Origin of the sequence: Bacteroides sp. 1001302B_160321_D4, from assembly GCF_015667765.1 — a bacterium.
Lineage (GTDB): Bacteria > Bacteroidota > Bacteroidia > Bacteroidales > Bacteroidaceae > Bacteroides > Bacteroides xylanisolvens.
In genome coordinates this window covers 1-10,652 of the sequence record NZ_JADPLO010000104.1, presented here as the reverse complement: position 1 = coordinate 10,652, position 10,652 = coordinate 1, and the positions used below count along the sequence as shown (strand labels likewise).

At 45.3% G+C, this 10,652-nt stretch carries 11 protein-coding genes and 1 tRNA gene; 4 read left to right on the top strand and 8 right to left on the bottom strand.

The features are described from left to right. The 5 genes from KFO40_RS24425 to KFO40_RS24405 form a co-directional block, all read right to left on the bottom strand. The coding region (locus tag KFO40_RS24425; RefSeq protein ID WP_211146884.1) for a hypothetical protein at nucleotides 1–276 on the bottom strand (276 nt) is incomplete at its 3' end. Nucleotides 277–343: 67 nt separating this feature from the next. Further along, nucleotides 344–1,288, bottom strand: a complete 945-nt coding sequence (locus tag KFO40_RS24420) for a ComF family protein (protein WP_211146883.1) — start codon at nucleotides 1,286–1,288, stop codon at nucleotides 344–346. A gap of 177 nt (nucleotides 1,289–1,465) precedes the next feature. Continuing rightward, entirely contained in the window at nucleotides 1,466–1,879 is a 414-nt protein-coding gene (locus tag KFO40_RS24415; protein WP_013617246.1) for a virulence RhuM family protein, read from the bottom strand. Nucleotides 1,880–1,923: 44 nt separating this feature from the next. Further along, nucleotides 1,924–3,138 (bottom strand): site-specific integrase, encoded by a 1,215-nt coding sequence (locus KFO40_RS24410; RefSeq protein WP_211146882.1) that lies wholly within the window; start codon nucleotides 3,136–3,138, stop codon nucleotides 1,924–1,926. A gap of 301 nt (nucleotides 3,139–3,439) precedes the next feature. Continuing rightward, a tRNA-Ser gene (locus KFO40_RS24405) sits at nucleotides 3,440–3,524 on the bottom strand. Nucleotides 3,525–3,765: 241 nt separating this feature from the next. Here KFO40_RS24405 and pflB point away from each other — a divergent pair. Continuing rightward, the gene (pflB, locus tag KFO40_RS24400) at nucleotides 3,766–5,994 is read left to right on the top strand and encodes a formate C-acetyltransferase (protein ID WP_004308785.1); all 2,229 of its coding nucleotides are present in this window, start codon (nucleotides 3,766–3,768) and stop codon (nucleotides 5,992–5,994) included. A gap of 15 nt (nucleotides 5,995–6,009) precedes the next feature. Next, nucleotides 6,010–6,738: a pyruvate formate-lyase-activating protein gene (gene pflA / locus KFO40_RS24395; RefSeq protein WP_004308786.1), complete on the top strand. Its 729-nt coding sequence runs from the start codon at nucleotides 6,010–6,012 to the stop codon at nucleotides 6,736–6,738. A 27-nt stretch (nucleotides 6,739–6,765) separates the two neighbouring features. On the opposite strand, the gene KFO40_RS24390 is transcribed toward pflA, so the two are convergent. Genes KFO40_RS24390 through KFO40_RS24380 form a run of 3 tightly spaced genes read right to left on the bottom strand, consistent with a single transcriptional unit; the run spans nucleotide 6,766 to nucleotide 7,887 of the window. Next, complete coding sequence (locus tag KFO40_RS24390; RefSeq protein ID WP_004308787.1) at nucleotides 6,766–7,209, bottom strand: N-acetylmuramoyl-L-alanine amidase; 444 nt, start codon at nucleotides 7,207–7,209, stop codon at nucleotides 6,766–6,768. Further along, complete coding sequence (locus KFO40_RS24385) at nucleotides 7,196–7,387, bottom strand: hypothetical protein (protein ID WP_022199419.1); 192 nt, start codon at nucleotides 7,385–7,387, stop codon at nucleotides 7,196–7,198. Before KFO40_RS24385 ends, KFO40_RS24390 begins: the two co-directional genes overlap by 14 nt. Then, nucleotides 7,384–7,887, bottom strand: coding sequence for an HU family DNA-binding protein (locus tag KFO40_RS24380; protein WP_004305836.1), 504 nt, complete (start codon nucleotides 7,885–7,887; stop codon nucleotides 7,384–7,386). Before KFO40_RS24380 ends, KFO40_RS24385 begins: the two co-directional genes overlap by 4 nt. Before the next feature lie 193 nt (nucleotides 7,888–8,080). Between KFO40_RS24380 and KFO40_RS24375 the strand changes: the two genes are divergently transcribed. Together KFO40_RS24375 and KFO40_RS24370 are read left to right on the top strand one after the other, a co-directional pair. After that, nucleotides 8,081–8,311: a DUF4248 domain-containing protein gene (locus tag KFO40_RS24375; protein ID WP_004305834.1), complete on the top strand. Its 231-nt coding sequence runs from the start codon at nucleotides 8,081–8,083 to the stop codon at nucleotides 8,309–8,311. Nucleotides 8,312–8,398: 87 nt separating this feature from the next. Further along, a complete protein-coding gene (locus KFO40_RS24370; protein ID WP_211146881.1) occupies nucleotides 8,399–10,516 on the top strand; it encodes a BT4734/BF3469 family protein in 2,118 nt (705 codons plus the stop codon). Nucleotides 10,517–10,652: the final 136 nt, after the last annotated feature.

The window sequence follows — 10,652 nt, the reverse complement described above, 5'->3', positions numbered from 1 at the left end:
TGTCAGAGTGTATTTTTTTTCTTGTTTGTCATTGATACAAAGAAAACAACCTTGAAATTTAGTATCATCTAATGTCATCTCAATTTCTTGAGACGAGAATACTAAAGAATAGTTTTCTTCAATATATTTACTCAACTCATCAACAGAAATACATTCTTGTTGATAAAATAAAGCATCTTCAATTATTTTTCTGTATATTTGTTTGGGTGATATAATATAATTATTATTAGAATATAATATGGCTGAAACACGAAATATATTTTGCTGTTGATTCATAACATTGATTTTTAATTATTTATGCAAATATAATTAGAAACTATATTAAACTAAAAAGCTGGAACATTTATTTTACCGTCTTCCCCAGAAACACCCCGATAACCGACAATGCCCCCAGTTGTTTCATCTTTCGTTGCAGTTGCCTGAAGCTCTCCCCGGTTGTAAGTACATCATCCAGCAGGACAACATTCTTTCCTCTGATATACCGCCGTGTGAATTGCAGGTTCCGCAGTATGTCCTTATCCTTTCCTTTTCCTTTCAGCTGCTCGCGGTCTTCCTCTATCCAGATGGCTTTGAAACCGTCCGTAATGCCCAGCCATTCCGACAGGTAGTAGCATACCACCGGAAAGCGTTTCCGCTGTCTTTCCCTTGTTGATGCGGGTATAGGTATCAGTACCGTGTCTTCCTTCGTTCCGTTGAATCCCGCATGTTTCAGACACAGTGCCAGTATCCGTGCGACCAGCTCGCCACAGTGTCCTCCTTCCTTAAAACGGAATATCAGGTTGCTTACCCGTTTTTGGTGTGTATCCGTCTTTTCAATCTTCGTTGGGTAATAGTCATGCAGGTAGTGACACCTGCATCCGTCTATAAGAACTTCTCCCTTGAACATCGTTTCGTACGGATAGAAATCCATTTTCTTCTCCCTTTCAAACGTAAAGTTCAACACATCCCTCATCATGGCATTCCATTCCTTCGACCTGCCCAGCGAATACCATCCCGCATGTTTCCCGGCTTCCATCAGGCACATGCCGATTTCCATCGCCTCGCTGAACCGCTGGTGCGAGACGATGTACCACCCGTGTTTCCGGCACAGACCGGCAAACTCCTTTATGTCCGCAGTCAGGAAGTACATCATGCCTTCCTCTCTGATGACTACCGTCAGTTCCGACTTCGGTTTCTCCCTGCAGAACAGGCTCTCGCTGTAATTCACTCCGTGCCATACCGACTCCGTGCATTCCTCATCGCAGAACTGCACTTCCACCTCTTCAAGCAGGTCAAATTCTTCCACCATACCGTTTCTGTCTTTAATTACAGGTTTAAGAGGGATTTAAGTTACACATTATTATCGGTTTACGGATAAGCGCGTTTGCGGTTTTATATTTTTTAACTTATATAAAACACGTGTCGGGACAGCCTCCCGAACAGGGGAGACTATCCCGACACGTATATCCGCCATATCCTGCGGCTTTCAGTTCCAGCTGTTTCTCTTTTCGCCGCTCATGCAGAGAATCACCGTACTTTTCTTCTTTTCAAATGATTCTGCCAACCGTCTTGCAGCCCACTTTCTGAATGCCTCGCATTTCAGTCCCTTCATGCGGAATCCCAGTGCAATGATGGTTGCCAGACTGTAGAGGTCCACACTGCAATTTTTCCCGTTATAGGTGAAATGTTCCACTCGCACGTCCCGGTATTCATCAAAGTCACCGGTTTTTGCAAGGGATTTCAGTCCGGCATTTACCGACTGTACAAACACGCCATACGCCCGTGCGATATCGCATTTCGGCAACCACACCTCGCCCTTGTCGTCCGTTTCTATCCTTACGCTCACCTTATCAGGTGCATTGCGGTTATATTCCACTTCAAAATTGCCAAATCTCACCATAATAGTTGCTTTTATACATTATATATGGAATCTCAGCATGGAGGTCATAACATGGCATCCAGTTTTCCCGCAAGGACCTCCATATCCTTTCTTATCTTCTCATTAGTTATGCGGGCATAGATTTGTGTCGTTTCAATGTTCGTATGCCCCAGCATTTTCGACACCGTTTCAATCGGCACGCCTTTAGCCAGAGTAGTGGTCGTAGCAAATGTGTGACGTGCCACATGGAAGGTAATATTTTTATTTATACCGCACAAATCCGCAATCTCTTTTAAGTAAGAATTAAGTTTTTGATTGCTCAGCACAGGCAGCAACTGACCTTTGGGGAGCTGACCTTCATATTTCTGGAGTATCGCCTGCGGTATCTTCAGCAGCGGTACGTTTACCGGAGTATCTGTCTTATGACGGTGCGTCATGATCCACGGTTTCCCGTCAAACGAGATTCTGATGTCGCTTGCCTTCAGTTCCTTCACGTCCACATATGACAATCCCGTGTAACAGGAGAACAGGAACACGTCCCGTACCTGTTCCAGTCTTTTAGTCGGAAACTTCTTCTTCATTATCTTTTGCAGTTCCGCATCCGTCAGATAGCCTCTGTCCACACGTTTCAGTCTGATTTTATAATTTGAAAACGGGTCAGTATAAATCCAACCGTTGTTTTTGGCGATGATTACAATCATCTTGAACGTCTGCATGAATTTTGCCGTAGTATTCTCATTGCATTTGCTTTCCGTTCTCAGATAGTTCTCGAAGTCCGTAATGAACATATGACCGATTTCCTTCAGTGATATATCCGAAATATTGTATTTCACTTTCATAAATTCCTCCAGCCTCCGGTAGCAGCGGTCATACTTCGCGAGGGTGGCAGGAGTCTTGCTTATGCCTACCAGTTTTCTTGCATCCTCATTGTGTTTCTTGAAAAGTTCCAGCAGTGTTCTTTGTTTCGCCGTTATTCCCAAAAATGCATTGCGTATTTTTTCTACCGTTACGAATGACTCATGCACTTCAATATCCCGGTAGTGGTTTTTCAGCGAAGCACGAATGTCCTCCAATGTTTCATTCAACTGGCGGGCTTTTTGTGTATTTCCTTTCGCCTTGCCCAATGTGGTATCCCATTTATCAGGTTCTATATCCAGCTTTGAGCTGAATTGAGAAATTTCACCGTTAAGCGACAGACGAATCATAATACCCGCTTTTCCTTCCTTGTTCAGATAGTTCTTTCTTAGATAGAACAGAATCTTAAATGTACTCTTACTCATATCCTTTTTTAATTTAGCTCCGTTACAGTGGGTGTAATGACTTCCCTCTGCAAAGGAATAATTAATAATTGGGTTATAAGCAGACATTTGAACGTCAATGAGCGACAAATCAAGGACTTACATCGAAAATCGTTACAGAAGATTTTCCCGATTTTCCTGTAACGATTTTGTAACGGAACTTTGTCTGAAGTGGGCATTTGAATGTCTTTCGGTTGTCCACCGGATAAATAGAAAAAGTCCCGTAAAACGTTGATTTTACGGGACTTGTCTTAATTTGACTACCTAATGTCTTAGGTTTCAGCGGAGAGACAGGGATTCGAACCCCGGGTACCTCGCAGTACAACGGTTTTCAAGACCGCCGCAATCGACCACTCTGCCACCTCTCCAAAACTTCTTTATCAGAAGTGCTTTTCGTTAAAAGCGGTGCAAAGGTACGAATATATTTTAAACTTACAAGAGTTTTCACAAAAAAAAATCACGAACATCATTTCCAAAGAATAGCAATATCTAGGTATTTTATGTTGAAAAGCATAAAATAGAGCATATTTATGCTGATTATATGAAAAAACGTTGTAACTTTGTGCGCTCTAAAGAAAAGGATAACTACAACCTCTAATTTTATCATTTATGGAATTAAATAAGATCTTTAAAGACGGTCTTTGGAGCACAGAAATCAACGTAAGAGATTTCGTTAGTCACAACATCACTCCGTATTATGGAGATGCTTCTTTCCTCGAAGGACCTACCGAACGCACAAAAGCTGTATGGAACCGCTGCCTCGAAGCACTGGCAGAAGAAAGAGCCAATAACGGCGTACGCTCACTGGATAATGTCACCGTCTCAACCATCACTTCTCATAAAGCCGGATATATCGACAAAGAAAATGAACTGATCGTCGGTCTGCAGACAGACGAACTTCTGAAACGTGCCATCAAGCCTTTCGGAGGTATCAACGTAGTGAGCAAAGCCTGCCACGAAAACGGCGTGGAAGTGGACGACCGTGTAAAAGATATATTCACTCACTACCGCAAGACGCACAATGACGGAGTATTTGACGTATATACCGAAGAAATCCGTTCGTTCCGTTCTCTGGGATTCCTCACCGGACTTCCTGACAACTATGCCCGCGGACGTATCATCGGCGACTACCGCCGTATGGCTCTCTATGGTATCGACCGACTGATTGAGGCAAAAAAAGAAGATTTGCGTAACCTTACCGGTCCGATGACCGAAGCCCGCATCCGCCTGCGCGAAGAAGTGGCAGAGCAAATCAAGGCATTGAAGGACATGAAGGTAATGGGCGAATACTACGGACTCGACTTGAGCCGTCCTGCCTACACCGCACAAGAAGCAGTACAATGGGTGTACATGGCTTACCTTGCTGCCGTAAAAGAACAAGACGGTGCTGCCATGTCACTGGGTAACGTCTCTTCGTTCCTCGACATTTATATGGAATATGAATTGAGCAAAGGAACCATCACAGAATCTTTCGCACAGGAGCTGATCGACCAGTTTGTCATCAAACTGCGTATGGTGCGCCACCTGCGTATGCAATCTTACAACGACATCTTTGCCGGCGACCCGACATGGGTAACCGAATCTCTGGGCGGACGCCTCAACGACGGACGCACCAAGGTGACAAAGACTTCTTTCCGCTTCCTGCAAACACTCTACAACCTCGGCCCTTCACCGGAACCGAACCTGACTGTATTGTGGAGCCCGGAACTGCCGGAAGGATTCAAAGAATTCTGCGCAAAAGTATCTATCGACACTTCTTCCATCCAATATGAAAACGACGACCTGATGCGTGAAGTGCGCCAGTCTGACGACTACGGAATCGCGTGCTGCGTATCTTATCAGGAAATCGGAAAACAAATCCAATTCTTCGGCGCACGTTGCAACCTGGCAAAAGCCCTGCTGCTTGCCATCAACGGCGGACGTTGCGAAAACACCGGTACGGTAATGGTGAAAAATATCCCCGTACTAACCAGCGACACACTGAACTTCGAAGAAGTAATGAGCAACTACAAGAAGGTATTGACAGAAATCGCCCGTGTTTACAACGAAGCGATGAACATCATCCATTATATGCATGATAAGTATTACTACGAAAAAGCCCAAATGGCTCTTGTAGATACCAACCCACGCATCAACCTTGCTTACGGTGTAGCCGGACTTTCTATCGCCCTCGATTCACTGTCGGCCATCAAATATGCCAAAGTAACCGCACGCCGCAACGACATCGGTCTGACAGAAGGTTTCGATATTCAAGGCGAATTCCCTTGCTTCGGTAATGACAACGACAAGGTAGACCACCTGGGTGTTGACCTGGTCTATTTCTTCAGCGAAGAATTGAAGAAACTTCCGGTTTACAAAAATGCCCGTCCTACTCTGTCTTTGCTCACCATCACTTCCAACGTGATGTATGGCAAGAAAACAGGTGCTACTCCCGACGGACGCGCCAAAGGTGTCGCTTTTGCTCCGGGAGCCAACCCGATGCACGGACGTGACAAGAACGGTGCTATCGCCTCTTTGAGTTCCGTAGCGAAATTGCGTTACCGCGACTCACAAGACGGTATCAGCAACACCTTCTCCATCGTTCCGAAATCACTGGGAGCTACTGAAGAGGATCGCGTAGAAAATCTGGTGACAATGATGGATGGCTATTTCACCAAAGGCGCTCACCACCTGAACGTGAACGTACTGAACCGTGAAATGCTTTACGATGCCATGGAACATCCGGAAAAATATCCGCAACTCACCATCCGTGTTTCCGGTTATGCCGTAAACTTCGTGAAGTTGAGCCGCGAACATCAATTGGAAGTTATCAGCCGTAGCTTCCACGAACGTATGTAATCAGATCTACTCAATATGACGATAAACGTACATTCATACGAAAGTATGGGAACATTCGACGGGCCGGGCTTACGGCTCGTCGTTTTTCTTCAAGGATGCAATTTCCGCTGCCTGTATTGTGCCAACCCCGACACGATAGCCGGAAAAGGAGGCACACCTACCCCACCGGAAGAAATCGTCCGCATGGCTATGAGCCAACGTCCTTTTTTCGGGAAACGCGGAGGAGTCACTTTCTCCGGAGGAGAACCTACGTTTCAGGCCAAAGCACTAGTCCCTTTAGTGCGTGAACTGAAAGAAAAGGGAATACATGTATGCATAGACAGCAACGGCGGTATCTGGAACGAAGAAGTAGAAGAACTTTTCAAACTGACGGATCTTGTATTGCTGGATATTAAAGAGTTCAATCCGGCACGCCATCAAGCACTGACCGGAAGAAGTAACGAGCAAACCATCCGCACGGCAGCATGGCTGGAAGAAAACGAGAAACCTTTCTGGCTGCGTTATGTATTAGTGCCCGGATACAGCGATTTCGAAGAGGATATCCGCCGCTTGGGAGAGGCTCTGGGAAAATATAAGATGGTGCAACGAGTGGAAATCCTGCCTTATCATACATTAGGCGTACATAAGTATGAAGCGATGGAGCAGGAATACAAGCTGAAAGACGTAAAAGAAAATACCCCCGAACAACTTGAAAAAGCCGCGGAGGTATTTAAAGAGTATTTCACTACTGTGGTGGTCAATTAACCACCACAGTAATAAATAGGATAAAAATCACCATGTCTCTGCTTTCACCTCGAAACAGGGACACTCTTTGATCCGCTCCCAAGGGTCAACAATTCCATTATAATTGGTGTCAGGACTCAAGTCCCGATGACCGACCACCTTTGCATCCGGATAACGCTGCAACAACTCGTTTACCAGACGATGCATCGCCTCTTTCTGGCGGGAAGTACGCGTATCTGCTGCCTTTCCGTTCTCATCCAGCCCGCCTTCATAGCACACTCCTAAACTAATCGCATTAAAACCGCGTGCATGAGCACCCACCGTATCTTCATCCCTCATCGGCTCTATCTGTCCCGACTTGCGGATATAATAATGATACCCCCAACAAGAAAAGCCCCGAAAGCGATGGGCAGTGTCCACATCCTTCGCCGTGAAGTCGCGATCAGCACGGGTAGCAGAGCAGTGAATCACAATCAGACTAATCTTTCTCATCGTCCTTCTCCCTTTCCGTCGTTTTCACATTACACACTTCCTTATGGGTAGCATTGAAGCGCACCTCTCTCACAATTCTGTTCCGCTTTCTTTTTCCGAAGAAAGGCACAAGGAACATAATTACATCCAAAATCTTAGTTACAATTTCTTTCATTTGATTCAATATTAAAGTTATCATGCTGCCGGATCCGGAGCTTCTCCGCTTCCACCACCGTCTGAACCACCACCGGAACCTTTGTCATCGTCTTCTCCTTCATTGCCGCTACCGCCCGTTTGGGCCACCGCACGCGTCGTTACCTGCTGGTAGCTAAGAATCTTCGTGATGTCCGCCAACGTCTTTCCGGGACGAAAAATAATATGGGCAGCCGTAATCAGCGAACTTGAAAACTCCTTGACCGACACAGCTCCTTCACTGTTCAACCCGATCTGCAAACTACCCAAATCACCCAGCCGGACTATTCTTCCCGCTTTCAACGCACGCTTCGCCTCATAAAGAATACCCGAAATGGCGGCACGCACATCTGTCTCCGTACAGGTAGACCGGCTGGTGATTCCCTCGCACAACTCTTCAAAATCCAACTCTCCCGAAGCCTGTGCCTGCGCATAATACTTTGCCGACTCATCCTTTTTGGCAGGATTCTTGCGCGGCACTACTGAATAAGTTACTGTCATTGCCATAATAAAATAATTTTAAATTTTCATACATTTCGAACGCGTTCCTTATTTGTTAACGACATAAAGATAACACATTTTCCATCCTCCGGATTCCCCAACGAAGTTTCCTGATACTCTATGAATAATAATGACGTTATTCTTTTAATAAACCATTAATTTTCAGTAACTTTATAGCATAAACCAAACATCATTCATCATGTATTATCCGGATCAGCCGTTTCATATCCGCACTTATAAAAAGTCGGAACTAGCTCATCTTTACAACCCCAACGTATGCCTTAAAGTAGCCTTACAAATACTACGTCGTTGGATTGTCTACAACCTTCCGCTCCTGCAAGAACTCGAACAAGAAGGCTATCGTGCCCGCAACCGCCTTCTCTCTCCCCGGCAAGTGGCAACGATCATACGCTATTTGGGAGAACCCTAGGAACTTAATCAAAAAAACGAAAAGTTCCATTCTATTATTTTACAAACAAATTTCTTTGCAACCGCAAATTAAAAAGAACAAACCAACATGGATCATTTTACCATCTTTCAAGACTTTTACCGCGTCATAGCCGAAATGACAGAAGAAGAAATCGTATCGGCCATCAGCAACGGCACATACCGGGAAACAGTGGAGGACGTGCGCCGAATCTTCGCGGAACAAGGCGAGAAAGCAGCCAACGAAAAGAAAATAGAACTACCGGAAATCACCTTTTCAGCCAACTATCGGGGAGGACGTTCAAACGCAACTCTCGTCAAGTATCTGGGATACATCGTGGTAGACATCGACCATCAGACACAGGAAGCATTGGCACGCATCCTCGCACTGGCAAAAAAGTGTGCCCACACCCGCATCGCTTTCATCAGCCCCAAAGGAATGGGACTGAAAATCGTGGTACGTGTATGCCGGACAGACGGGACATTGCCCGAAACAATTCAGGAAATTGAAGATTTCCATCATGCTGCTTATCACAAAATCGCTTCCTTTTATGCCCAGCTCTGCGGAGTTGAGGTCGACACTTCCGGGCAGGATGTTAGCCGCACTTGCCTGTTCTCTTACGATCCGGATATTTATTTCAATCCCGATGCCACAGCTGTCATCGTGGAACAGCCACCGATGTTCTTCAAGTCTCAAAAGAAGAAAAGGGCATCCGGCAAAAAGAAAAAGACGACAGCACCAGACAACAATCCCCTCACCGAACAAGTGGCACTCAACTACCATTCCTCGCACGCTTCCTTAATGGTGACTCTGAACTATTATCACAATAAATCCGAAAAGTACGTCACCGGCAACCGGAACAACTACCTGCATTGCCTGGCTTGTATGTACAATCGCTACGGCGTCCCCCAGGAAGAGGCGGCAGCTTTTATCAAGAGCCAGTTCACCGATCTTCCCGAGGATGAAATGGACGCACTAATCGGGAGTGCTTACGGACACAACGAGGAATTCGACACCCGCAAGCTGAATAGTACGCAGAAGCGAATGTTACAGATTGAGCAACATATCAAAGAAAATTACGATACACGCTACAACGAAGTGCTTCATATCATGGAATATCGCAGAAGGAAAACGGACACGGAGCAACCGGAACCTTTCCATATTCTCGACGAAATGATGGAAAACAGCATTTGGATGGAGATGAACGAACTGGGCTATTCGTGCACCGTCAAGACGATTCAGAATCTGATCTACTCCGACTTCAGCATCACCTACCATCCTATTCGCGAGTATTTAGACTCGCTGCCTGAATGGGACGGAACGGATTATATCGGTATCCTTGCCAACAGCGTGCATACTAGTCACCAGAAATTTTGGGTAGAATGTCTGGAACGTTATCTGGTGGGAATGTGCGCTGCCGCCACACAAGACGATGTGGTGAACCACACTGTTTTGTTGCTTTGCAGCGAAATACAGAACATCGGAAAGACTACGTTTATCAACAACCTGCTGCCGCCCGAATTGCGCGCCTATCTTTCTACCGGTCTTATCAACCCGAACAACAAGGATGATCTGGCCAAAATAGCGCAGGCAATGCTTATCAATCTGGATGAGTTTGAAGGGATGAACGGACGGGAACTGAATATCTTCAAGGATTTGGTTACCCGCAAAGTAATCAGCATCCGCCTGCCATACGCGCGGCGTTCGCAGAACTTTCCTCACACGGCTTCTTTTGCCGGCACATGCAATTATCAGGAAGTGCTTCACGACACCACTGGTAACCGCCGTTTTCTCTGCTTTCATGTCAACTCGATGGAGTTTATCAAAATAAACTACACGCAATTATATGCACAAATCAAGTATCTACTCAACAAGCCGGGGTATCAGTATTGGTTCACCCAATCGGAAAACTCACGGATTGAAGAGAACAACGAGGATTTCATTTTCCACTCACCGGAAGAAGAACTGGTGTTGACACATATCCGCAAACCGGAACGTTTCGAAAAGGTGCATTATCTGACGGTCACTGAAATTGCGGAATTGATTCGCGAACGAACGGGGTATCAATACTCTCACGGAACCAAAGCCCAACTAGGAAAAGTGATGTCCAAACACGGCTTCGAATTTCATAAGGGAAAAAACGGGAGAAGATACACTGTATTCATTATTGATACGGAACAGGTGAAATCAAACAGGCTATATGAATAAGATTTCATCTCCTTCGCACGCAAAAAGGTGAGGGTTGGTGAGGGTACTTTTGCAACTTTTCATTTTTATATTTCTTATTTCTATTCTTCTATTTTCTTCTAAAAAAAAATACGAATGTTAGAAATTTACCCTAGAT

Coding starts and splice junctions, on each gene's coding strand:
- KFO40_RS24390 (WP_004308787.1), bottom strand. CDS start 7,209: ATGAGAAAGATTAGTCTGATTGTGATTCACTGCTCTGCTACCCGTGCT.
- KFO40_RS24415 (WP_013617246.1), bottom strand. CDS start 1,879: ATGGTGAGATTTGGCAATTTTGAAGTGGAATATAACCGCAATGCACCT.
- pflB (WP_004308785.1), top strand. CDS start 3,766: ATGGAATTAAATAAGATCTTTAAAGACGGTCTTTGGAGCACAGAAATC.
- KFO40_RS24375 (WP_004305834.1), top strand. CDS start 8,081: ATGTATTATCCGGATCAGCCGTTTCATATCCGCACTTATAAAAAGTCG.
- KFO40_RS24370 (WP_211146881.1), top strand. CDS start 8,399: ATGGATCATTTTACCATCTTTCAAGACTTTTACCGCGTCATAGCCGAA.
- KFO40_RS24420 (WP_211146883.1), bottom strand. CDS start 1,288: ATGGTGGAAGAATTTGACCTGCTTGAAGAGGTGGAAGTGCAGTTCTGC.
- KFO40_RS24410 (WP_211146882.1), bottom strand. CDS start 3,138: ATGAGTAAGAGTACATTTAAGATTCTGTTCTATCTAAGAAAGAACTAT.
- KFO40_RS24380 (WP_004305836.1), bottom strand. CDS start 7,887: ATGGCAATGACAGTAACTTATTCAGTAGTGCCGCGCAAGAATCCTGCC.
- pflA (WP_004308786.1), top strand. CDS start 6,010: ATGACGATAAACGTACATTCATACGAAAGTATGGGAACATTCGACGGG.
- KFO40_RS24385 (WP_022199419.1), bottom strand. CDS start 7,387: ATGATAACTTTAATATTGAATCAAATGAAAGAAATTGTAACTAAGATT.